Source organism: Neisseria lactamica, from assembly GCF_901482445.1.
GTDB classification, from domain to species: domain Bacteria; phylum Pseudomonadota; class Gammaproteobacteria; order Burkholderiales; family Neisseriaceae; genus Neisseria; species Neisseria lactamica.
This window is the reverse complement of record NZ_LR590477.1, coordinates 513,139-533,464: the sequence shown is the minus strand read 5'-3', so window position 1 is coordinate 533,464 and position 20,326 is coordinate 513,139. Positions and strand designations below refer to the sequence as shown.

The window sequence follows — 20,326 nt, the reverse complement described above, 5'->3', positions numbered from 1 at the left end:
TCAATCGGCTTTCAAATCCGCGACACACTGTTTGTCGCGCGCTTCAAAGGCATTTGCGCCGCCGAGCAGGTCAAGCTGTTCTTGTGCGCCGAGTTTGCCGAAGGAGCTAATCTGTTTCTCGCTCAACCTGTCCAAAGGCCGTTCCCACATACATTTACAGTAATCGACGGCGAGGCGGGTATTGTTTGAATCCAAACCGCGTGCTTTCAAATCGTTCTGCCATTTTTCGGCAAACGGAATATTCTTCACGCAAGATTCGACAATTTTCTGCTTTGCCTGCGGTTTGGACATCGCGCATTGGGAGAGCAGGGCGGTTGAAGCGAGCAACGCCAAAATGACCCACGCCCAAATGCGGATGGTGCGGATTTTGGCTTTTGCTTTTTTGCGCGCGGCAACCTGCTCTTCCGTCGGCATTTCGTGTTTCGGCTCAGTCATGCAGGCTTTCCATTCGGATCATCGTAACCGGCTTATCGACACAAACCAAGGCTTCGATGCCCGCGATTGCCGACTTGATGCGCTTCTCGACCGTGCTGTGGGTCAGAATCACGATTTCGGCGGTGGTTTGATCGATCACGCCTTTTTGGATTAAGGCTTCGATAGACACGTTTTCTTTTGCCAGAAGCGCGGCGATTTGCCCCAGCGTACCCGGTTCGTCTTTGGCTTGGACGCGCAGGTAGTAGCTGCTGGTGATTTCGTCCATAGGCAGAATGTTTTGCGCTTGGACTTGCGCGGGTTGGAACGCCAGATGCGGTACGCGGTGGCCGGTATCGGCTTCAATCAGGCGGGCGATGTCGATGATGTCGGCAACCACGGCGGAAGCGGTCGGCAATGCGCCCGCGCCCGCGCCGTAATATAAGGTTTCGCCGACCATATCGGCGTTGACGCGCACGGCGTTCATCACGCCGTCGACGTTTGCCAAGAGACGGCTTTCGGGAATCAGGGTAGGGTGGACGCGCAATTCGATGCCTTTGCCGGTTTTGCGGGTGATGCCCAGAAGTTTGATGCGGTAGCCGAATTCTTCGGCGTATTTGATGTCGCGGCTGTCGAGTTTGCTGATGCCTTCGAGATAGCAGGCGGAGAAGTTCATCGGCGTACCGAATGCCAGCGCGCTCATAATGGTGATTTTATGGCCTGCGTCGTTGCCTTCGATGTCGAAGGTGGGGTCGGCCTCGGCGTAGCCCAATGCCTGTGCTTCTTTCAATACGTCGGCAAACGCGCTGCCTTTTTCGCGCATTTCGGAGAGGATGAAGTTGCTGGTGCCGTTGATGATGCCGGCGATGGATTTAATCCTGTTTGCCGCCAAACCTTCGCGCAGGGCTTTGATAATCGGAATACCGCCCGCTACTGCGGCTTCAAATTGGACGATGACGTTTTGTTTTTCCGCCAGCGGGAAGATTTCGTTGCCGTATTCGGCGAGCAGTTTTTTGTTGGCGGTAACGATGTGTTTGCCGTTTTCAATGGCTTTCAACACCGCGTCTTTGGCGATGCCCGTGCCGCCGAACAATTCGACGACGACATCCACGTCTTCGCGCGCAACCAGTTCGAACGGATCTTTGACAAAGGCTGCGGACGGGCAGGTTTGGCGGGCTTTTTCTTCGCTCAAGTCGCATACGGCAGAAATACGGATTTCGCGTCCCAAACGGCGGCTGATTTCCGCCGCATTGCCCTGCAACACGGCAGCCGTGCCGCCGCCGACCGTACCCAAACCTAAAAGACCGATGTTTACTGGCTTCATTGTGCCTCCTTGCAAGCCGATTGAATGTGAATATAAAAGACGAAAATATCTGCCGCCGATATAATGGTGCCGCACTTTGAATCAAATGCCGTCTGAAACCGGCAGGCGGGTCAGATGAAATCTGCCCATCCTACATTAATTTGTCTGATTTTGCACCCCTTGCGGGGCAGATGATGCGGCAACGGGATAAAAAATGTTGTTTGAAGAAAATCCGATAGACGGACAATTTGCGGAATATGGCTTCGGCGCGGGTGAAATCCGGCTGTCCGGCAGGCATTTCAATAAGCCTGTGCTGCTGCGGCAAGGTTCGGCAGAGCCATCGATATGCCGGTCATTGTCCGATTTGATGCCGGATAATCTGTTATCTGATGTCAAAGCGGATGACTATCCGGAAATATTGATTATCGGGACGGGGGCGGTACAGAAGTTTATCCGTCCCAAAATTATGGCGGATTTTTCCCGAATCGGAATCGGCGTGGAATGTATGAATACCGATTCGGCATTCAGGACACTGGTTTTCCTGCACTCGGAAGGGCGCAGGGTTTGGGCGTGGCTTCAGCCGTAAATTTCCTGTTTCAGACGGCATCGGAACTGACTTTCAGGTAGAATACAGCCCTTTTCCGCCCAATGATGCTTCGTTATGATTGAAATCAAAAACCTCACCCTGCAACGCGGTTTGAAAGTCCTGCTCGACAAAGCCAACGCCACCGTCAATCCCTGCCAGCGCGTCGGTTTGATCGGTAAAAACGGGACGGGCAAATCCAGCCTGTTTGCCTTAATCAAGGGCGAAATCACCCAGGACGGCGGCGATATCTCGATTCCGAAAAACTGGCGGATTTCCTCCGTTTCCCAAGAAACGCCCGACTTGGATATTTCCGCATCGGACTACGTTTTGCAGGGCGATACCGAGTTGCAGGCTTTTCAGACGGCATTGGCGCAGGCGGAAGCGCAAAACGACGGTATGAAACAGGCGGAATATCACGCCAAATTGGAAGAAATCGACGCTTATACCGCTCCGGCGCGTGCGGCAAAATTGTTGGACGGGCTGGGTTTTTCGCAAGAAGAACACAGCCGCCCCGTCAAATCCTTTTCCGGCGGCTGGCGGATGCGCCTGAATCTTGCGCAAGCGCTGATTTGCCGTGCCGATTTGCTGCTTTTGGACGAACCGACCAACCACTTGGATTTGGAAACCGTCTTGTGGCTGGAAAATCATCTTGCTTCTTTACCCTGCACGCAAATCATCATTTCCCACGACCGCGATTTCCTCAATGCGGCTACCACCCAAACCATCGAATTGTCCCAGCAAAAGCTCACGCAATACGGCGGCAATTACGATTTTTACCAAAACGAACGCGCGCAACGTCTGGCGCAACAACAAGCCGCCTATGTCAAACAGCAGGCGCAAATCAAACATCTGCAATCCTTTATCGACCGCTTCAAAGCCAAAGCCACCAAAGCCGTTCAAGCGCAAAGCCGCATGAAGGCGTTGGCGAAGCTCGAACGCATCGCCCCCGCGCATCTGGACAGCGAGTTTTCCTTTGAGTTTTACAATCCCGAGCATCTGCCCAATCCTTTGCTGAAGCTGGAACACGCAGATTTGGGTTACGAAGGCAAAACTGTTTTGCACGACATTACCCTGTCGCTGGAAAGCGGCGCGCGCTATGGTTTATTGGGTGTCAACGGCAGCGGTAAATCTACGTTTATCAAAGCCTTGGCGGGCAAAATCGATTTGCTCTCCGGCAGCATCGTCCGTTCCGAAAAACTCAATATCGGCTATTTTGCCCAACACCAGCTCGACACCATCCGCGCCGACCAAAGCCCTGTTTGGCACATTCAGCAGCTTTCGCCCGAAGTGCGTGAACAAGAAATCCGCAACTTTTTAGGCGGCTTCAATTTTGTCGGCGATATGGCGTTGCAGAAAACCGAACCTTTTTCCGGCGGTGAAAAAGCCCGCCTCGCCCTTGCCATGATTATCTGGCAAAAGCCGAACCTGCTGCTCCTTGACGAGCCGACCAACCATTTGGATTTGGATATGCGCCACGCCCTGACGCTCGCACTGCAAAGTTTCCAAGGCGCATTAATCGTCGTTTCGCACGACCGCAGCCTGCTTGAAGCCACGACCGACAGTTTCCTCTTGATAGACAAAGGCCGTCTGAAAAACTTTGACGGCGATTTGAACGACTACCGCCAATGGCGTTTGGCACAGGAAAACGCCGCAGCCGCACCAGCCGCTTCCGCACAAAGCCAAAGCCGCAAAGACACCAAGCGCATCGAAGCACAAATCCGCCAAGAAAAAGCCCGACGCGGCAAGCCGATACAGCAGAAAATCGACCGTGCCGAAAAAGAAATGGCGCAGCTTTCCGACGTTCAGACGGCCTGTGAAACATTTTTGGCACAAGAAGACGCTTACCTTGAAGCAAACAAAGAAAAATTGCAAAACACCTTATCCCAGCTGGCAAAAGTCAAAACACAACTTGCCCAAATCGAAGAGGTTTGGCTGGCTTGCCAAGAAGAATTGGAACAGATTGAAACTGAAATCGAGAGACAGTTTGCCGGGCAATAAAGAAGCGCGGGCAGGGTGCTTATCTTTGTCTGCCAAGAACGGTATAATCTGCACCTTACCATCGCCTTTTTACTTTACCGGTATGAAAACCAGACTTTTTGCCGCCTTCATCTTCCTGTCCTTTGCCGGTACGGCAGCGCAAGCCTCCGTATATAATTGCAGCTCAAATGGCAAAAGCGTATATACATCAGACCCGTCAGGATCGTGTACCGGCGCGGACTTACCTAAAATCAGCAGCCATCAGGGAGGCGGATACCGCCTGAAAATAAAAAAACTCAGTCAAGAAACCCAAATACACACGGAAAACAAAAAGAAAAGCAAAAAACCTGCCGGGAAAAAGAACAGGCAGGCTGCCAAAGCCCCGAAAGAAAATCAAAAGGAAACAAGCGGAAAGAAAAGCCCGTAAAATGCCAAAAAACCCTTAAAAATCAAATCATCACCTGAGTATCAAACACATTATGAAATCAAAACTCCCCTTAATCCTAATCAACCTTTCCCTAATTTCAACCCCATTGGGCGCAAATGCGGCCAAAATCTATACCTGCACAATCAACGGAGAAACCGTTTACACCACCAAGCCGTCTAAAAGCTGCCACTCAACCGATTTGCCCCCGATCGGCAACTACAGCAGCGAACGTTATATCCCGCCCCAAACGTCCGAACCGGCACCATCACCGTCAAACAACGGATCGGCCGTCAAATATAAAACCCCGGTCAAAACAGTATCCAAACCGGCAAAATCCAATACGCCGCAGCCCCAACAAGCACCCGTAAACAACAGCAGGCGCGCCATTCTCGAAGCAGAATTGAGTAACGAACGCAAAGCCCTGAGCGAAGCCCAAAAAATGCTATCGCAAGCACGTTTGGCAAAAGGCGGCAACATCAACCACCAAGAAATAAACACATTACAAAGCAATGTGTTGGACAGACAGCAAAACATCCAAGCCCTGCAAAGGGAACTGGGGCGTATGTAAGCCTTTTAACCTATGCCTGACCGATGAGAATGTGAAGGACGCACAAAAGCCGGAGAATGTCCTAAAGCAATACAACAAGATTCCCGCATAAAAATAATCCGCCCTTCATCCAAGTTCGTAAAAATAGATGAAGACGGAAGAATTACGATAGGTAGCTGCTGATATGAAAAAAGCCCTGAAATGGATTTCTACCATTATTATTTTTACCATCTTGACATTTTCCATATTTATTTATGGGTATCAAAGAGGAAAAGAAGACGGCATCAAATACGCCGAAATTAAAAATGAGAAAGATGATAAACAAACCCTTTGCTTGCAATCAATATGGGAATTTAACGATGAATGCAACGAAAAAGAATCTGATTCTATTCATTATATAGACATCCCCGAAAGCAATCCCAAAGACATAAAACAATAAGGAGCATATGCTCAAATAGAGAGCCTTTGCAAAAATCTGTATCATTAAATTACAGGTTTTCACAAAGGCTTTGATTTTATTATGCTTTCACAATCTCAATGGCTGGATGCCGTCAAAGGGCGGTTACGGGTGCGTTCCGATTACGCGCTTTCCAAAAGATGGGCGGTTACACCGTCAGAAGTGTCCCAATACCGGCGCAACCGGCTTAGGTTTCCTTTTGCCGTCGTCTTGGATATTGCCGACGTGATGGGTATAGATCCGATTGAAATTATTGCAGGTTTGGAATATAGGCGTTGCAGGGAAAGGGACAGGGAGCGCGTAAAAAGGGCGTATTTCAAAGCCCATTGCGCCCATTTTGTCTATCCGAACAATCCGGGCTTTTTCCACCGTAAAAAACGATTCTTCGGCTAGTTCGCATAATGTATATTATGTTAAATTATATTATTGTGCAAACGCGGTTGCGCCATAAAACGGGCATTGTGACGGCGTTCGAGCAAATGGATCAGTTCGTGGACGACGACGTATTCCAAGCATTCCGGCGGTTTTTTTGCGAGTTCCAGATTCAACCAAATGCCGGCAGTGCCGGTATTGCAACTGCCCCAAAGGGTTTTCATTTTTTTCACGCCGAAACGCTTGGCGGGATTAATTTTGCTGCCGCCCGATAAAACGCCAGGCGTTTGCCCTGATATTCGGTTTGCAGGTTGATTTTATCGTCCGCGCCGCAAAAATAGGCTTTGTACTCGGGAAAAGTTTTCGGCACCGGTACGTTTTCCGCCATCATCTGCACCGCTTCCCAAGCCGTTTCCAAATCTTCTTTTGCCGTGCTCAGGCGGTCTTTAACCGGCCCTTCCACATCGGCAGGCTCGTAGCCTCCAAAGGCTTCTCGGGTGAAATCTTTAAACGCCTTTTCCAAGGATTTGAACAAATCCCGATAATCCACCACATAACCGTAAGTCTTCGACTCGCCGTCCAAACGGCTCACCCGGCAAATGGCTTGGAAAAGGTTATGGTCTGCCATTTTTTTGTCGATATAGAGATAAGTTGCCGAAGGCGCATCAAAGCCTGTTAATAATTTATCCACCACAATCAACAGCTTCATTTGTGCGGGCTGCCCGATAAAGCGTTTTTTACATCAATTTCAAATTGTTCCGCCATAACCGCCGCTTTGTCTTCGCCCACCCGGTAATAATCGGCAATCATCTTGCGATAGGTTTCATATTTGAACAGCTCTTCATTTTGCGCTTGGGTGGAAACCGCATTTTTGGCAGCCCGGGCATCAGGCTTGAAGCTGCTTACAATCGCCACCTTGTTTTTCAAGCCGCTTTGAGCAAACAGTTCATAACACTGGCACGCCTGATAGACGCTGGCGCAGACCAAAATCGCATTGCCGCTGCCGTCTGAAAGCCGGGGCTTGGTTTCCATATCCAGCAAAAAATCGTCCGCGATTTTTTCCAGGCGGTTTTTAGACGGCAGCAATTTCTGCATTGTTCCCCAACGTTGTTTGAGTTGGGTTTTGGCAATATCGGTCATACCGCGCGTTTTGGCTTCAAACCAATCATCGACACACTTGCGGAAAGACAGGGACTGCCCAATATCGCGCGCTTCATAAAGCAAATCCAACACCACGCCGTCCTTAACCGCTTCGTTAAACTTATAGGTATGGATAAAGCCGCCGAATACCTCGACAGACTGTTTTTTGTCCGTTTTCAGAAGCGGCGTACCGGTAAAGCCGACAAATATCGCATCGGGCAACAGGGATTTCATCGCTTCGTGCAGTTTGCCCGATTGGGTGCGGTGGCATCCATACCGCCGCGCAATTCGTCGCAGCCCGCCCAAAGCGATGCGTAAAGCTGGTTTTTTTTGATTGCCATAAGGTTTGCCCGATAAACAAAAATTACAGATTGGGCGCGATTTTAACACGCCGGCGGCAACGGCTATATCGGCATTACAGCTTCCAGTTTATCGGTTCGATACCGTGCCGGCCCAAATAGCTGTTTGCCTGTGAAAAATGGCGGCAGCCGAAAAAACCGCGATATGCCGACAGAGGAGACGGATGCGGCGCGGTCAATATCAAATGGTTTTGACTGTCTATCAGTTTCCTTTTTTGTTGTGCATACCCACCCCACAGCATAAAGACAAGATGCTTGCGGTGTGTCGCAAGCTGCCTGATGACGGTATCGGTAAAGCGTTCCCAGCCTAAAAGGGCGTGCGAATGCGCCTGTCCTTCGCGTACGGTCAAAACCGTGTTCAGAAGCAATACGCCCTGCTCCGCCCACGCTGTCAGACAGCCGTGCGCGGGAATGGAAAAGCCTTCGATGTCGGTTTCCAACTCCTTGTAGATATTGAGTAAAGACGGCGGTATGCGGATACCCTGCCGGACGGAAAATGCCAAACCGTGCGCCTGCCCTGCCCCGTGATACGGGTCTTGTCCGAGAATAACGACTTTGACCCGGTCGAACGCTGTCAGGCGGAATGCGTTGAACACATCTGTCTCCGGCGGATAGATGATTTGTCCCGACAAACGTTCCTGCCGGACCGCATTTAAAATTTCCTGAAAATACGGCTGCTGTTTTTCGCCGCCGAGTGCATCGTGCCAAGTGTCCATATCTGCCCTATCCTTTCAAATTCGGCTATACTGCTGATATCGCGTGATTTTGTCAAACGACACGCTTTGTGGGGAAATGTATGACTGTATGGTTTGTTGCTGCTGTTGCCGTCTTAATCATCGAATTATTGACGGGAACGGTTTATCTTTTGGTTGTCAGCGCGGCTTTGGCGGGTTCGGGCATTATCTACGGACTGACCGGCAGCACGCCTGCCGCCGTCTTGGCCGCCGCCCTACTTTCCGCGCTGGGTATTTGGTTCGTACACGCCAAAACCGCCGGGGGAAAAGTTGAAACGGATTCATATCAGGATTTGGATGCCGGGCAATATGCCGAAATTCTCCGGCACACAGGCGGCAACCGTTACGAAGTTTTTTATCGCGGTACGCACTGGCAGGCGCAAAATACGGGACAGGATGTGTTTGAACCGGGAACGCGCGCTCTAATCGTCCGCAAGGAAGGTAACCTTCTTATTATCACACACCCTTAACACTCGGAGGAATTATGGAATTTTTCATTATCTTGTTGGCAGCCGTTGCCGTTTTCGGCTTCAAATCCTTTGTCGTCATCCCACAACAGGAAGTCCACGTTGTCGAAAGGCTGGGGCGTTTCCATCGCGCCCTGACGGCCGGTTTGAATATTTTGATTCCCTTTATCGACCGCGTCGCCTACCGTCATTCGCTGAAAGAAATCCCTTTAGACGTACCCAGCCAAGTCTGCATCACGCGCGACAATACGCAGCTGACTGTTGACGGCATCATCTATTTCCAAGTAACCGACCCCAAACTCGCCTCATACGGTTCGAGCAACTACATTATGGCGATTACCCAGCTTGCCCAAACGACGCTGCGTTCCGTTATCGGGCGTATGGAGTTGGACAAAACGTTTGAAGAACGCGACGAAATCAACAGCACTGTTGTTGCGGCTTTGGACGAGGCGGCCGGGGCTTGGGGCGTGAAGGTTTTGCGTTATGAGATTAAAGACTTGGTGCCGCCGCAAGAGATTTTGCGTGCGATGCAGGCGCAAATTACCGCCGAACGCGAAAAACGCGCCCGTATCGCCGAATCCGAAGGCCGTAAAATCGAACAAATCAACCTTGCCAGTGGTCAGCGCGAAGCCGAAATCCAACAATCCGAAGGCGAGGCTCAGGCTGCGGTCAATGCGTCAAATGCCGAGAAAATCGCCCGCATCAACCGTGCCAAAGGTGAAGCGGAATCCTTGCGCCTTGTTGCCGAAGCCAATGCCGAAGCCATCCGTCAAATTGCCGCCGCCCTTCAAACCCAAGGCGGCGCGGATGCGGTCAATCTGAAGATTGCGGAACAATACGTCGCTGCGTTCAACAATCTTGCCAAAGAAAGCAATACGCTGATTATGCCCGCCAATGTTGCCGACATCGGCAGCCTGATTTCTGCCGGTATGAAAATTATCGACAGCAGCAAAACCGCCAAATAAGCCGTGATGAAAATGCCGTCTGAAGTCCAGTTTTCGGGGTTCAGACGGCATTTTTATTTAAACCCGGGCAAGGTTGTATTCCGCTTCAAATATAGTGGATTAACAAAAACCAGTACGGCGTTGCCCTATTTGTACTGTCTGCGGCTTCGTCGCCTTGTCCTGATTTTTGTTAATCCACTATATGTTTCGGAACCGCCTACCTGCCCCGGTAAAAACTGCCGGCAAAATATTTCTGCACGCCCTCGCGAAGCAAGACCAAGGTTACGGCGGCCAAAGGCAATCCGGCCAACATTCCGACAAAGCCCATCAGCTGCCCGAACGCCATCAGCGAAAAGATAACCCAAAACGGCGACAGGCCGATACGGTCTCCCACGATTTTCGGCGTAATGAAAAAACTTTCGAGAAACTGTCCTACGGCAAAAACCGCCCAAACAGCCAAGATGCCGTTCCACGAACCGAACTGGAGCAAGGCGGCGACGGTTGCCAGCAGCAGTCCTGTAAACGCGCCCAAATAGGGAACAAAAACCAAAATACCGGCAACCATACCGATTGCAAACCCCGAATCCAGCCCGACCAGCACCAACCCCAAGCCGTAAACCAAACCCATAATCAGCATCACCAAAAGCTGCCCGCGCAAAAATTCGCCCAATACCTCGTTCAAATTGCCTGTAATGCGCGTATAAGCACCGGCAAAACGCCTCGGAACCAGTTTGGCAATGCCGCACGACCACCGCTGCCAATCCAGCAGGAAATAGTAAAGCAGCAAGGGAAGCAGCAGCAGGTTGCCGATACTGCTGACAATATTGCCGCCCTGCCTCATCAAAACGGGAAACCACGCCTTAAGCGCGTTGCTCAACTCTCCCGTATGCGCCTGAAGCCACGCAATAATAGATGCCTGATCGATTTCCACATATCCGCCGATTGTATTTTTCAACCACGGCAGCAGCGTGTTCTGCATAAAACCGATTAATTGGGGCAGGCGCGATGCCAAATTGTTGAACTGCCCGACCAGCATAGGGACGATAATCAACAATAATGCCAACAACAAAATCAAGGAAAACACCATCACAGACATCGAAGCGGATGCACGGTTCAAACCCTTTTTCTGCAACCATTCGACCAAAGGGTCCAATACATACGCCAGCACCGCCGCAACCGCAAACGGAGTCAAAGTATCGCCGAGCGCGAAAACCAGCCAAACCAAGGCGGCAAACGCCGCACCGGCACCCATCCACGGCTTGATGCCCCGCCCTTTCCTCCGATACATAAAAACCACCCTTCTAAAAATAATATTGCGCGCCAGTATAGCAGAACCGCCGCGCCGTCAAAAAAGCCTCCGCCTTCCCGATAGCCTGTTATCGCGGTTTAGGCTAAAATAACGCACATCCGATGCCGTCTGAAAGGCAAACCCGCCTTCAGACGGCATACCGTACACGACAAGGCAGCACATCATGACCGAACAAAAAAACAAAACATCCCTCATCGACTTTCCCTGCACCTTCCCATTGAAAGTGATGGGCGCGGTGCATCCCGAGTTCGAGCAGGCGGTATTGGACACCGTCCGCCTTCACGCCCCTGAAACGCAGGCGCACCACATCACCACGCGTCCGAGCAGCAAAGGCAACTATACCGGCGCCACCGTTCAGGTAAAGGTTGAAAACCAAGAACAATTGGACAACATCTACCGCGCGCTGACTTCGCACGAACTGGTCAAAGTGGTACTTTGAGATGAAAATCATACACAAAGGTTTGGTCGAATATCTGCCGACTTTCGAGGCGATGAAAACCTTTAATGCCGGACGGAATGCCGACACCGAAGACGAACTGTGGGTTGTCGAGCACCCCCCCGTGTTCACACAAGGATTGGCGGGCAAACCCGAACACCTGCTGATCCGCGACGACATCCCCGTCATCCAGATTGACCGGGGCGGACAGATTACCTATCACGGGCCCGGGCAATTGGTCGTTTATACGATGATTGATTTCAAACGGCGCAAAACCAGTGTGAGAAACATCGTTTCCGCGCTTGAAAACAGCATCATCGCCACATTGGCGGAATACGGCATCGAAGCGGCGGCAGACCCCAAACGCCCCGGCGTTTACGTCGGCGAACGCAAAATCGCCTCACTGGGGCTGCGTATCAAAAACGGCTCCGTCTATCACGGGCTTGCGCTCAACGTCAATATGGATTTAAGTCCGTTTACCCATATCAACCCCTGCGGTTATGCAGGTATGGAAATGACGCAGATTGCCGACCTCGTCTGCCCCTGTCCCACTTTGGACGAAGTTGCCGCCAAACTCACCGCACACCTTGAAACACAACTCACACCGAAAGCAGACAACAATGAGTGAAATCAAAACCGACGACCCCAAACGCGGCATCAAACTCAGAGGCGCGGACAAAACCGCCCGCATCCCCATCAAAGTCGTCCCCCTTCAGGAAAAATTGAAAAAGCCCGAATGGATACGCGCCAAACTTCCATCGCGCAAATTCTTTGAAATCAAAGACATTTTGCGCGAACAAAAAATGCACACCGTTTGCGAGGAAGCCTCCTGCCCCAACATCGGCGAATGCTTCAGCAAAGGCACGGCGACCTTCATGATTATGGGCGACATCTGCACCCGCCGCTGCCCGTTCTGCGACGTGGGACACGGCCGCCCCAATATGCTCGACCCCGACGAACCGAAAAACCTCGCCGAATCCGTCAAAGCCATGAACCTGCGTTACGTCGTCATCACCTCCGTCGACCGCGACGACCTGCGCGACGGCGGCGCCCAACACTTCGCCGACTGCATCAAAGCCATCCGCGAGACCAGTCCGAACACCAAAATCGAAATCCTCGTCCCCGACTTCCGAGGCCGCTTGGACATCGCACTGAAAATCCTTGCCGAAACCCCGCCCGACGTGATGAACCACAACCTGGAAACCCATCCCAGCCTGTATAAAAAAGCCCGTCCCGGTGCCAATTATCAACATTCTTTAGACTTATTAAAACGTTATAAAGAAATGATGCCGCATATTCCCACAAAATCCGGCATTATGGTCGGCTTGGGCGAAACAGACGAAGACGTGCGCGAAATTATGCGCGATATGCGGGCGCACAATATCGAAATGATTACCATCGGGCAATACCTCCAACCTTCAGACGGCCACCTGCCCGTCTTGCGCTACGTTACGCCCGAGCAGTTCAAAATCTTTGAAAAAGAAGCATACGAACTGGGCTTCAGCAATGCCGCCATCGGCGCGATGGTGCGTTCCAGCTACCACGCCGACGAACAGGCTGCCGAAGCCTTACGCGAAAGCCACGGCGGTTGCGGGCATCATTAATGTGTGTGAATTCTGACGCTATTTGAGACTGAACTACGCTATTTGCGACTTTATAACGCTAAGTTCGACTGGGCAAATATGGATCAACAACCAGTTATTGAAATTGCCGAATTCCCACATGATAATAAATTGTGGCGAATTGATGGGTTAGGGAAGATTTTTTCCCAATTGAAAAATAACAATAACCTGTTTATTGAAGTCTATTTACGCCCAGTTAACTTTCACGATAATTCTGTATATAACTTTGCTAAATTTGATAGTTCTGGTAGAGAAATTCCAGAATATAATCAATTGAAAAAGATTCCTGTTAATATAGGCTTGCTTCCTATTTTAAGAGTGGGATCTCTTTGGATAAAAGGAAAACTTCAAAACAATAATGCAGTTACAGATATAGCCACTCTTAAAAATATTGAAATAAATGCAAATACAGTAGAAATAATTAATAGCAATTACAAAATAAAATATTTAGATTCAAGCGGAAGAGAACAAGAGTGCAAACTATTGTTGCAGAAAAATTTTGCAACGGATGCAAAAGTACCTTTTTCTTGCTTCAAAATTCAAAATGAAAATTACAAAAATGGAATAATTATTCCAGTAATAGAAATTATCCGTTTTTACTATGCCTGTTCAACTAGACTAGCTCATTTAACATTTTCTAATCCAGAAGAAATTACAAAAATTTCATATGCGATAGATAATGAAACAGATAAGGTAGTCATTAAATTACCACAGCAATATACAGATCAAGAGGCCTTTATTTTAGCAAGAATATTGACTTCAGATATTGCATTGCCTGGATTCTTTCAGATTAAAAACTCCCTAATAAAAATAGGAGTTAACAAACAACCAACTACATTATTATCTACCAATTTCCCATTTATCAATCCAACCAATTTAATGGTTCGCGGTATTAAAATTGTTGATAGATTCTTAGTTACGGAGATTTGTTCTTGTTCGGCTCCTTTTCCCAATATTTCTGTTGATAGGAATAATGACAATCGAAAGGGAGATAAAAAAACAGATATACCTGATGATAAAAAGAAAGAATATCGAAGAGAGGGACAAACTCCCAGTCTCAAGGGAAATTCCACTATTCAAAATCAATATGAATCAGTCAATTGCGTATCAACATTACAATTTAACTTAAACATAAATTGCTTTTCAGATTTGATCGGTAAAAAGATTGAAAAACCCCAAAAGCCCTTTAATGAATACAAAGCACAGAAACTTGCCATAAATGAAAAAATTAATGTAACTAGCTTAGGAGTGGATTTAGGTACATGGAGCCAAACTACAATTGCACCTGCGTCCATTAGCACTTTTAATACCCAATCCGAAAAACAAAATAGGGCTGCCTTAGCTGCGACTTTTGATAATTCCGTACGGGCTATCGAACATTTGAATGAAGAATATTCAGATATTCAGGCTGCTATCCATCTATTTAATAACGAGAACTGTGATTTTGTTCCTTTTATTGCCCCAAGAAATAAAGCTCAATGGTCTTATTTGGATTCCAAAAGTAAGACAAGACGTAAAGTCTTATTTGGTAAAATTGAATATTGCGGAAAAACATTTTGGCTAATTGAAATTCAAGCGCGAGATAATGAACATTTTGTTACCGCTATTCTTCATTTAGATACGAATAATGAAATAGATTATTTTGCTAATTTATTACATGAATTGGCGAAGAATAAAGGTATTTGGGGTAAACTTGTAGGCATACAAAATATGAAAACTTTTAAGCATACGCATACAGATATTAAAAGTTTTGCAGAGAAGATTTATACTAAGATTATTAACTTTAACAAGTAAGGATTTCCAATGATAGATAGTAAAATTCAAGACCAATGAACCAAAAGGCGCACATTTGATAGCAACAGATTCTTGGAAACAAGATTTCTTAAATGCGATTACCACACGATACGGTAAAAATAGGATTTTGCAAAAAGATACACCGCATTATCGTTTGATTGGCTTGCCGTTTTTTGCTGATAAAGAGAAAAATCCTAAACAATATGATAAGTTTGACCAGTTATTTCCATTGAGTTGATTTACCTGACAATTAGCATAATTTCAGGCTGCCTGAACAAGTAACAGGCAGCCTAAAAATCATAATTTGAAAAACAATCGCAATGGTTCATCAATCAATGCTTGAAAACCCATTTTTTCGTAAAACAATTTAGCTGATTCATCTTTTGCTTCTACCATCACAGCAAACGCAGCAATATCAGAACGGCTCACGCGCTGAATTGCATCAACCAACAATACTCGCCCTAATCCTTGTCCTATAAATCGTTCATCAACTGCTAATCGTCCCAACAATACACACGGAATAAGCGGATATTTCGGCAATTTTTTGGCTTCGCTTTCAGGCAACAAGTCAAGGCAAATACCTGTCGCTGCCAACGTGTAAAAGCCAACTATCTCGCCTTGTTCATTTTCCGCCACAAAACACGAACTCAATTTACGTTTTACATCTTGGCTAACGGTTTTCTGAAAATAGTGATTAAGCGGTTCTGACGTGCAATGAAAAGTTTTGCGATTGATGGATTTATCAAATGCTTTAATTTTAATCATGACTGAACCATTTTTTCGTGCAGTTTCATTGCTTCTTGCATGGCTACGGTAGGTTGGTTAGACGATCGCATTATTTCTACAAAACGCTGTTGGTCTGCCATAGATAATTTAACCATTTGATTTTCTCCAATGGTTTGTTTAGCTGCTTCTGATAGTGCTTTAATCATAAAATCGGTTAGTGTTCTTCCCTCCAAATTAGCAGCTTGTTTAATCATTTGCTGAATTTCAATAGGAATACGCGCTTCAATTCGGGCATAAGTCGTGGACATTTTCCTTATCCTTTTACTGATTAAGAAAATTCTATTTTACGGCAAATTGCCACATTTTGTGAAATGTTTTATTGTGAATTTGAAGACATATACAACTCTTTATGCACATTCCGATTCATTTGCGACACTATTTCCCGAAAGCTATCAGGACAATCCCGAAAATCTTTTAGTAAATGGTTGTAGCGAACCGCTTTATCCTGCCATGCCTGAATTAGGTTGTTGGGATAATCTTGCAGCAACCATAAGCAAGCGTGAATGGTGCTGTGTCGCTCGGCTAGGCTACGGCTTTCCCAAATTAGGCGTTTGCTGCGGTCTAGATTGAGTGGTTGCTGTTGAATTTGGTCACATAAATAGGCGTATAGATTGGGCGCAAGTCGTTGTGATGTAGCAATCACAACGAAATGGTGCAAAATTTTCAGCCAATCTATTTCAGGCTGCCTGAAATGATAATGTGGGTCGGCAATTTGGTTTAACCACGTTTGCCATTGTTGCCCTATTTTATCGTTGGTAAATACAACGCTTTCACTTAGGCTTTGGCTTAAATCGTATTGGCAATGCCAACAGTATTTTAATGCTGTGAAATGGTGCAAATTCGGTCTGCCTAATTCTTGGCGATGAAAGGCAATGTATGCACCGCATTCAGGGCAGCAGTCGTGTAACATGGTTAGATGTTTGGGGCAAAAGGTGTGCAAAGCTACGCGCCATGATTTGCGAAAATACGATTCTTGGTCTTCTGCAAAGCATTTGGGGCAATAGGCAATGGCGTTGTTGTCGCATTTGCGATGATTGGCTTTCAGGCTGCTTATCCATGCTAATTGGCTGAAAATTCTATTGTATTCAAATAATTTACCTTTTAGGCTGTCTAGCGTTGTTTCATGAATTTGAGCAATCGGGCAGCCTGTTTTTTCGGCTAGCGCGTGGATTAACCAATCGGGTGCGTGTCGGTCTATATCTCTATTCCAAATTTCGTAATCAGGAAACAGCAAATGGTAAAAAGTTTGCACTTTCAAACCATTGGCATGAGCTAACCGAATCAACCACGATGTAAACAATTCATCAGGATAAGGTTTCGGATGAGCGGGTAGAATCATCTGAGTTTATCCAATTGACGTTTACGTTGGCTTGGGCTAATCCAGTTGATTGAATTTAAGATTGTTTCGTTAATACATTCAGTTTGTTGTTGAATAGCGGCTACAGCAGCTTGTGTCAGCAAACGAGAAAGCTCTCCAATATATCCTTCACTCATGGCATATAACTTTGTAGCCAACGAAATTTCATGTAAATCCGACGGCTGACTAAGCGGCAGCATCCGTTCAAAGCTCATCAATAAACGCATAAAATCCTTATTTAATTCCCAACGAGGAAGCACCGCAGGTTCAAAACGGTTGGCCAACTGTGCATCAGTTTGAATGGCTCGATATGCGTCTTTAATACCTACACCTACAATCGGAATTTGTAATTCATTTCCTAAGTATTTAATTACATTTAAAAACGTTTTCTGCTTATTCAAACTCCCGGAAAGGATATGGTGGATTTCATCAATAATCAACATTTTAGTATTAACGTATTTGAGCAAATGAAGCACTTGGGCAAGTTTTTTATCTGTCCTGTCATGAGTTTTATAGGGGGCAAACAGTAAGTCTAAAATAGCATTGTAAAAACGGCTTTCATCAGGTATAGGCGGTGCTTGAATAATCACTACTGGTGCGATAATACCATTTCCATGTGGATTATCATGGGCTGGATGTTGCCGCAAAAAATGTTTAATCAACATGGTCTTACCGTTATTAGTATCACCAACCAACAACATATTAGGCATACGGTTTTGTTTCGGGAAACTTAGCAAATCTTCCAGTTTTACCAAAATCTGTTGAGCCTGCGGATAATCTATCCAACGAGGGGAACGTATGTATTCGATGCGCTCAATATCGCTATACTTTAGTTGTTCTTTTGCTTTGGGAGAAAGGTGAGGATAATTCATGATAAATCGTCCAAATCATCAAAAGGCTGAATATCATCAAACATATTTTCCTCATTTTCAGACGATATAATATTCCTCTAACCGGATTCGAACTGTTCCGATAAGGTATTGGAAAATACATCAATAAATCTGGGTCATAAAACCAAATCACGCTTAAATCACGTGGATCTATGCGAAAAATGAACTGGCGAGCCTGTCTAGGATTAGTCGGATTAGTTGCTGCAATCCACGGTCGTAAAACGTCATGCCAATAAGTGATTTTATGGATAACTACCCCATATTGCTGCACCGTTCGCATTTCAAACGGCATAAAGGTCAAGCGCAATAGTGTCTCATCAACCACTTTATCAGGTAGTCCTGTTCCTAGAGAAACATTATCTCCTAATACACCTGATTTCCATTTGGCTAACGGTGAGATTCCCAATCCAGAATGAGTACGCTGATGATAAACATCACAAATAAATAGTGTTAACCACGTTTCAAATTCAGTTAGCGTTAATGCCGACTTGCTTTCGGAAGCATAATCTTTTCTTTGTTGTGTATTTGCAAAAGTAGTACCAGTTAAACCGTGGACTTCATCCAAAATCGTACCCAGTAAACGCTCAATGTATCCTCCGAAATGAGGACGTGCCACAGGCCTCCACTCAATTTCAATACCGTATTGTTTACACGCCTTTTCCAGCATTTTGCCACGGAATTCTTTTGCATTATCCAAATGAATTTTGCGTGGCAAACCCCACACAGGCCACCGCCCTTTCACTCCATGTTTTGCCAACCAGCTTTCTTTAGACAAAATACTATGTGCTAAACACAAACCTGTAGATAATGCACTTGGTGGATCGAATGACACATAAAATCCCGTAACCATTCGGCTGAACACATCAATCGCCAGCGTAATCCACGGCCTACCAATAGGCTTACGATATACATCGTCAACTAAAATAATGTCTAACTTTGTATGATCTATTTGCACCACTGAAAGCGGGTAATCGGCATTTGGAAAGCTACCTTGTAAAGGAGAAAATTTCATTTCTGCTGCTTTATGGCTTAGCCGTTTAGCAGTTTTAATTTGAGGTGCAATATTTTTGATTCGAGAACGAATGGTATTAGCATGAGGAGCTGGTAAATTTTGTTTATGGCAACGCCGTGTAATTTCTCTAATGATTTTCTGTATTGATTTACGTTGTGTGCTTAAATAATCCACTTCCAATACTTGCCTGATAAGCTGTTCTACATCATCAGAAAGCTGTGTTTTACCACTATCACTACGCTGCTTACGTGTTAAAGCAGTCAGAACGCCGCTTTCCTTATAACTTTTTAACCAGCGATAAACCGTACTGATATGTACACCGCATTCGGCAGCTCTCACTTGAACATCAGATTTACTACGTTTTGGATTTCGGATAAGTGGCTCAATTACATCGAAATGTTGTTGAGCTAATTGCCATTTTTGCTCAGGAATACTATCTAAGTGGGTTAATTCAGCACTCTGGACTGTTGATAGATCCGCTAATTTTGCTTGGTAATCTGCACCGGTTACACTATCGCGTAACTGATATGTTTCTAAATCCAGGACTGCTGTAATTACACAGATTTTGTTTTGAAACAAAACCATTGCACCGACATTCACATTTAAAGTTGCTTTCATTTTTTAAACCATATAGAGGATTGCATAGTGAGTGGTTGATTTAAATCTGCGCCAATTTTTCGTTCTGCAATTAAGTACCACAATACAGGCAATAATTTTGCTTGATTGTATTCATCCTGAAAAGTCTGTTGAATAAGCTGTTTAGGTGTGGATTTTTTCAATTCGCGTAACGATTCATCCAATAAAGTCATATATGCTTCGCTGTATTCGCCAGATAAGCCATTTTGTTGATATGGCAATAAAAAGCGTACGTTGCATAAATAATCAGTATGAATCTCTAACTCTGTAATCAGTTTAAAATGCCAACCGTGTGATTTGCAAAAATGTAAGGCAGCCTGAAATTTAGGTTTAAGTTCACGCCAGTTTTTACGTAAATCGCTACGATATTTTACTTCGTAAATAATTACATCATTTTGATAATGAACCAAAACATCAGGGGTATAGATATGCTTCTTTCCTACTGGGTCAAACCACTCAATCGCGATAGGCTGTACTTCGAAATGCTGTACATTAGAATCAAATTCCAGCAGAGTTAAAAAATCACGCTCCAAAGATGACTCATAAGCTGCAATGCCTACAGCTTTGTTATATGGAGCGATGCCTGTAATATTTCGATAGTTTTTAGGAATTTTACGGATTGGCATAGTTTTATATGTGTAGTAGAAAAAGGATTAAAAGGAAGACAATCTTAATGAGTTAATGCCCTTTATCAATAACCCAAACTCAATTAGCTTTCTTATAATTTAGTCTCAAATAACAATATTATTTTCAAATCTTA

Annotated in this window: 25 protein-coding genes and 2 pseudogenes; 13 read left to right on the top strand and 14 right to left on the bottom strand. The window is 46.2% G+C overall.

Going from position 1 to position 20,326, the window contains the following annotated elements; genetic code table 11:
• The gene (locus tag FGL10_RS03010; protein ID WP_036475059.1) at nt 1–435 is read right to left on the bottom strand and encodes a hypothetical protein; all 435 of its coding nucleotides are present in this window, start codon (nt 433–435) and stop codon (nt 1–3) included.
• Nucleotides 428–1,735, bottom strand: coding sequence for a homoserine dehydrogenase (locus tag FGL10_RS03005; RefSeq protein ID WP_003710328.1), 1,308 nt, complete (start codon nt 1,733–1,735; stop codon nt 428–430). Before FGL10_RS03005 ends, FGL10_RS03010 begins: the two co-directional genes overlap by 8 nt.
• Nucleotides 1,736–1,928: 193 nt before the next feature.
• Here FGL10_RS03005 and FGL10_RS03000 point away from each other — a divergent pair, with 193 nt between their 5' ends.
• The 6 genes from FGL10_RS03000 (at nt 1,929) to FGL10_RS02975 (ending at nt 6,101) form a co-directional block, all read left to right on the top strand.
• Complete coding sequence (locus FGL10_RS03000; protein WP_003710326.1) at nt 1,929–2,300, top strand: Mth938-like domain-containing protein; 372 nt, start codon at nt 1,929–1,931, stop codon at nt 2,298–2,300.
• A 75-nt stretch (nt 2,301–2,375) separates the two neighbouring features.
• Nucleotides 2,376–4,298 (top strand): ATP-binding cassette domain-containing protein, encoded by a 1,923-nt coding sequence (locus FGL10_RS02995; RefSeq protein WP_003710324.1) that lies wholly within the window; start codon nt 2,376–2,378, stop codon nt 4,296–4,298.
• Nucleotides 4,210–4,704, top strand: a complete 495-nt coding sequence (locus FGL10_RS02990; RefSeq protein WP_232043720.1) for a DUF4124 domain-containing protein — start codon at nt 4,210–4,212, stop codon at nt 4,702–4,704. Before FGL10_RS02995 ends, FGL10_RS02990 begins: the two co-directional genes overlap by 89 nt.
• 52 nt (nt 4,705–4,756) lie before the next feature.
• On the top strand, nt 4,757–5,272 hold the full coding sequence (locus FGL10_RS02985) for a hypothetical protein (protein ID WP_003710320.1): 516 nt from the start codon (nt 4,757–4,759) through the stop codon (nt 5,270–5,272).
• A gap of 163 nt (nt 5,273–5,435) precedes the next feature.
• A complete protein-coding gene (locus FGL10_RS02980; protein ID WP_036475053.1) occupies nt 5,436–5,690 on the top strand; it encodes a hypothetical protein in 255 nt (84 codons plus the stop codon).
• A gap of 81 nt (nt 5,691–5,771) precedes the next feature.
• On the top strand, nt 5,772–6,101 hold the full coding sequence (locus FGL10_RS02975; RefSeq protein WP_003710316.1) for a hypothetical protein: 330 nt from the start codon (nt 5,772–5,774) through the stop codon (nt 6,099–6,101).
• Between the two features lie 20 nt (nt 6,102–6,121).
• On the opposite strand, the pseudogene FGL10_RS02970 reads toward FGL10_RS02975, so the two are convergent.
• The 5 genes and pseudogenes from FGL10_RS02970 to ung form a co-directional block, all read right to left on the bottom strand.
• A pseudogene (locus FGL10_RS02970) lies at nt 6,122–6,328 on the bottom strand (M48 metallopeptidase family protein); the annotation flags it as partial.
• Complete coding sequence (locus FGL10_RS13105) at nt 6,310–6,789, bottom strand: type I restriction enzyme subunit R domain-containing protein (protein WP_003710312.1); 480 nt, start codon at nt 6,787–6,789, stop codon at nt 6,310–6,312. The gene FGL10_RS13105 and the pseudogene FGL10_RS02970, both read right to left, overlap by 19 nt.
• Entirely contained in the window at nt 6,786–7,454 is a 669-nt protein-coding gene (locus tag FGL10_RS13100; protein ID WP_003710310.1) for a type I restriction enzyme subunit R domain-containing protein, read from the bottom strand. The genes FGL10_RS13105 and FGL10_RS13100 overlap by 4 nt, the downstream gene beginning before the upstream one ends.
• Nucleotides 7,451–7,561, bottom strand: coding sequence for a type I restriction-modification system subunit M (locus tag FGL10_RS12455; protein WP_118783806.1), 111 nt, complete (start codon nt 7,559–7,561; stop codon nt 7,451–7,453). The genes FGL10_RS13100 and FGL10_RS12455 overlap by 4 nt, the downstream gene beginning before the upstream one ends.
• Nucleotides 7,562–7,635: 74 nt before the next feature.
• On the bottom strand, nt 7,636–8,295 hold the full coding sequence (ung, locus tag FGL10_RS02950) for a uracil-DNA glycosylase (protein ID WP_036475050.1): 660 nt from the start codon (nt 8,293–8,295) through the stop codon (nt 7,636–7,638).
• Nucleotides 8,296–8,375: 80 nt separating this feature from the next.
• Here ung and FGL10_RS02945 point away from each other — a divergent pair, with 80 nt between their 5' ends.
• Together FGL10_RS02945 and FGL10_RS02940 are read left to right on the top strand one after the other, a co-directional pair.
• Entirely contained in the window at nt 8,376–8,783 is a 408-nt protein-coding gene (locus FGL10_RS02945) for an NfeD family protein (protein WP_003710305.1), read from the top strand.
• A 14-nt stretch (nt 8,784–8,797) separates the two neighbouring features.
• Complete coding sequence (locus tag FGL10_RS02940) at nt 8,798–9,745, top strand: SPFH domain-containing protein (RefSeq protein ID WP_003710304.1); 948 nt, start codon at nt 8,798–8,800, stop codon at nt 9,743–9,745.
• A 196-nt stretch (nt 9,746–9,941) separates the two neighbouring features.
• Here the strand turns inward: FGL10_RS02940 and FGL10_RS02930 are convergent, their stop codons facing one another.
• Nucleotides 9,942–11,012 carry an AI-2E family transporter gene (locus FGL10_RS02930; protein WP_002213526.1) on the bottom strand — a complete coding sequence of 357 codons (1,071 nt, stop codon included), beginning with the start codon at nt 11,010–11,012 and terminating at the stop codon, nt 9,942–9,944.
• 184 nt (nt 11,013–11,196) lie between these two features.
• Between FGL10_RS02930 and FGL10_RS02925 the strand changes: the two genes are divergently transcribed.
• The 5 genes and pseudogenes from FGL10_RS02925 to FGL10_RS02905 form a co-directional block, all read left to right on the top strand.
• Complete coding sequence (locus tag FGL10_RS02925; RefSeq protein WP_003710298.1) at nt 11,197–11,472, top strand: HP0495 family protein; 276 nt, start codon at nt 11,197–11,199, stop codon at nt 11,470–11,472.
• 1 nt (nt 11,473) lies between these two features.
• Nucleotides 11,474–12,097 carry a lipoyl(octanoyl) transferase LipB gene (gene lipB, locus FGL10_RS02920; RefSeq protein WP_003710296.1) on the top strand — a complete coding sequence of 208 codons (624 nt, stop codon included), beginning with the start codon at nt 11,474–11,476 and terminating at the stop codon, nt 12,095–12,097.
• Complete coding sequence (gene lipA, locus FGL10_RS02915) at nt 12,090–13,073, top strand: lipoyl synthase (protein WP_002240516.1); 984 nt, start codon at nt 12,090–12,092, stop codon at nt 13,071–13,073. The genes lipB and lipA overlap by 8 nt, the downstream gene beginning before the upstream one ends.
• A 78-nt stretch (nt 13,074–13,151) precedes the next feature.
• Nucleotides 13,152–14,885 (top strand): Tn7-like element transposition protein TnsE, encoded by a 1,734-nt coding sequence (locus tag FGL10_RS02910; RefSeq protein WP_003710294.1) that lies wholly within the window; start codon nt 13,152–13,154, stop codon nt 14,883–14,885.
• 37 nt (nt 14,886–14,922) lie between these two features.
• Nucleotides 14,923–15,123 (top strand): annotated as a pseudogene (locus FGL10_RS02905) (HI_1054 family type III restriction endonuclease); the annotation flags it as partial.
• 59 nt (nt 15,124–15,182) lie between these two features.
• On the opposite strand, the gene FGL10_RS02900 reads toward FGL10_RS02905, so the two are convergent.
• From FGL10_RS02900 to FGL10_RS02875, 6 genes are all read right to left on the bottom strand, one after another.
• Nucleotides 15,183–15,650 (bottom strand): GNAT family N-acetyltransferase, encoded by a 468-nt coding sequence (locus FGL10_RS02900; RefSeq protein WP_003710292.1) that lies wholly within the window; start codon nt 15,648–15,650, stop codon nt 15,183–15,185.
• Nucleotides 15,647–15,919, bottom strand: a complete 273-nt coding sequence (locus FGL10_RS02895; RefSeq protein WP_003710290.1) for a type II toxin-antitoxin system TacA family antitoxin — start codon at nt 15,917–15,919, stop codon at nt 15,647–15,649. The genes FGL10_RS02900 and FGL10_RS02895 overlap by 4 nt, the downstream gene beginning before the upstream one ends.
• Nucleotides 15,920–15,987: 68 nt before the next feature.
• On the bottom strand, nt 15,988–17,010 hold the full coding sequence (locus tag FGL10_RS02890) for a TniQ family protein (protein WP_003710287.1): 1,023 nt from the start codon (nt 17,008–17,010) through the stop codon (nt 15,988–15,990).
• On the bottom strand, nt 17,007–17,900 hold the full coding sequence (locus FGL10_RS02885; RefSeq protein ID WP_003710285.1) for a TniB family NTP-binding protein: 894 nt from the start codon (nt 17,898–17,900) through the stop codon (nt 17,007–17,009). Before FGL10_RS02885 ends, FGL10_RS02890 begins: the two co-directional genes overlap by 4 nt.
• Nucleotides 17,851–19,548 (bottom strand): TnsB C-terminal domain-containing protein, encoded by a 1,698-nt coding sequence (locus FGL10_RS02880; protein WP_003710283.1) that lies wholly within the window; start codon nt 19,546–19,548, stop codon nt 17,851–17,853. Before FGL10_RS02880 ends, FGL10_RS02885 begins: the two co-directional genes overlap by 50 nt.
• A complete protein-coding gene (locus FGL10_RS02875) occupies nt 19,545–20,192 on the bottom strand; it encodes a heteromeric transposase endonuclease subunit TnsA (protein WP_003710282.1) in 648 nt (215 codons plus the stop codon). The genes FGL10_RS02880 and FGL10_RS02875 overlap by 4 nt, the downstream gene beginning before the upstream one ends.
• Nucleotides 20,193–20,326 lie beyond the last annotated feature (134 nt).

Coding starts and splice junctions, on each gene's coding strand:
- FGL10_RS03010 (WP_036475059.1), bottom strand. CDS start 435: ATGACTGAGCCGAAACACGAAATGCCGACGGAAGAGCAGGTTGCCGCG.
- FGL10_RS03005 (WP_003710328.1), bottom strand. CDS start 1,735: ATGAAGCCAGTAAACATCGGTCTTTTAGGTTTGGGTACGGTCGGCGGC.
- FGL10_RS03000 (WP_003710326.1), top strand. CDS start 1,929: ATGTTGTTTGAAGAAAATCCGATAGACGGACAATTTGCGGAATATGGC.
- FGL10_RS02995 (WP_003710324.1), top strand. CDS start 2,376: ATGATTGAAATCAAAAACCTCACCCTGCAACGCGGTTTGAAAGTCCTG.
- FGL10_RS02985 (WP_003710320.1), top strand. CDS start 4,757: ATGAAATCAAAACTCCCCTTAATCCTAATCAACCTTTCCCTAATTTCA.
- FGL10_RS02980 (WP_036475053.1), top strand. CDS start 5,436: ATGAAAAAAGCCCTGAAATGGATTTCTACCATTATTATTTTTACCATC.
- FGL10_RS02975 (WP_003710316.1), top strand. CDS start 5,772: ATGCTTTCACAATCTCAATGGCTGGATGCCGTCAAAGGGCGGTTACGG.
- FGL10_RS13105 (WP_003710312.1), bottom strand. CDS start 6,789: ATGAAGCTGTTGATTGTGGTGGATAAATTATTAACAGGCTTTGATGCG.
- FGL10_RS13100 (WP_003710310.1), bottom strand. CDS start 7,454: ATGAAATCCCTGTTGCCCGATGCGATATTTGTCGGCTTTACCGGTACG.
- FGL10_RS12455 (WP_118783806.1), bottom strand. CDS start 7,561: ATGGCAATCAAAAAAAACCAGCTTTACGCATCGCTTTGGGCGGGCTGC.
- ung (WP_036475050.1), bottom strand. CDS start 8,295: ATGGACACTTGGCACGATGCACTCGGCGGCGAAAAACAGCAGCCGTAT.
- FGL10_RS02945 (WP_003710305.1), top strand. CDS start 8,376: ATGACTGTATGGTTTGTTGCTGCTGTTGCCGTCTTAATCATCGAATTA.
- FGL10_RS02940 (WP_003710304.1), top strand. CDS start 8,798: ATGGAATTTTTCATTATCTTGTTGGCAGCCGTTGCCGTTTTCGGCTTC.
- FGL10_RS02930 (WP_002213526.1), bottom strand. CDS start 11,012: ATGTATCGGAGGAAAGGGCGGGGCATCAAGCCGTGGATGGGTGCCGGT.
- FGL10_RS02925 (WP_003710298.1), top strand. CDS start 11,197: ATGACCGAACAAAAAAACAAAACATCCCTCATCGACTTTCCCTGCACC.
- lipB (WP_003710296.1), top strand. CDS start 11,474: ATGAAAATCATACACAAAGGTTTGGTCGAATATCTGCCGACTTTCGAG.
- lipA (WP_002240516.1), top strand. CDS start 12,090: ATGAGTGAAATCAAAACCGACGACCCCAAACGCGGCATCAAACTCAGA.
- FGL10_RS02910 (WP_003710294.1), top strand. CDS start 13,152: ATGGATCAACAACCAGTTATTGAAATTGCCGAATTCCCACATGATAAT.
- FGL10_RS02900 (WP_003710292.1), bottom strand. CDS start 15,650: ATGATTAAAATTAAAGCATTTGATAAATCCATCAATCGCAAAACTTTT.
- FGL10_RS02895 (WP_003710290.1), bottom strand. CDS start 15,919: ATGTCCACGACTTATGCCCGAATTGAAGCGCGTATTCCTATTGAAATT.
- FGL10_RS02890 (WP_003710287.1), bottom strand. CDS start 17,010: ATGATTCTACCCGCTCATCCGAAACCTTATCCTGATGAATTGTTTACA.
- FGL10_RS02885 (WP_003710285.1), bottom strand. CDS start 17,900: ATGAATTATCCTCACCTTTCTCCCAAAGCAAAAGAACAACTAAAGTAT.
- FGL10_RS02880 (WP_003710283.1), bottom strand. CDS start 19,548: ATGAAAGCAACTTTAAATGTGAATGTCGGTGCAATGGTTTTGTTTCAA.
- FGL10_RS02875 (WP_003710282.1), bottom strand. CDS start 20,192: ATGCCAATCCGTAAAATTCCTAAAAACTATCGAAATATTACAGGCATC.